General features: G+C 43.1%; 1 protein-coding gene. It reads left to right on the forward strand.

Features of this window, described 5'->3' with window-relative positions:
* Window positions 1-112: 112 nt before the first annotated feature.
* Window positions 113-694, forward strand: coding sequence for a helix-turn-helix domain-containing protein (locus CNE01S_RS25940; RefSeq protein ID WP_061279247.1), 582 nt, complete (start codon window positions 113-115; stop codon window positions 692-694).
* Window positions 695-701 lie beyond the last annotated feature (7 nt).

Below are 701 nucleotides of genomic sequence, written 5' to 3' on the forward strand. Positions count from 1 at the left end.
CCACAAGTGAATCATGTAAAGCAAAAAAACCACTTTCTTTTGTCTGTTTGGGGGCTGGTAATGTGCTTTGTATTTTTATTTATATTTATCAAATAGATACTAGGAAAAGAAAATGACCGAGAGAAAAGAAAGCCAACTTGCTTTTCCTGGGGAGGGAAAAGAAAGTATTGCGGCCCGTCTTCGTCAGTTGATAGGCAATAGAAGTGTGAGAGCAGCAGCTCAAGATTGGGGGTTGTCGTTCTCGACATTAAACAACTATTTATCCCGAGGAACCGAGCCATCTCTCAATGTGGCACTAAAAATAGCACAAGTGGAGCAGGTGTCGATGGAGTGGATTGCCACAGGGGTAGCAGCTCCAGCCTCAGCAAAACAGGTGAAATCTTCGAAACAAGAAAACTCGTTGAAAACAAAAGATGAGCTAAGGTTTGCGTGGCTATCAGCGTTTGAGTTTATGAGTGATGCCGAGGCTTCAGCTTTGCTTCGGATCCTTATTAGTGGTGGTGCTAGAGGGCTGATCAAGTCAGCTGAGCTTGAAAAGAACTGGGAGGAAATGTTCATGTCACTCACTCCAGAACTAAAAGAACGAGCTATAGAACTTGTTGAAGCGCATGTGAATGCTAAAAAAGGGGCATCTCACGGGCATTCAATAGACGAGTCAATTGACCTGCAGGCTGACAATAAAAAGGCAGGATAAATATTTT

The sequence above is a fragment of the Cedecea neteri NBRC 105707 = ATCC 33855 genome, from assembly GCF_001571265.1.
Classification (GTDB): Bacteria; Pseudomonadota; Gammaproteobacteria; order Enterobacterales; family Enterobacteriaceae; genus Cedecea; species Cedecea neteri.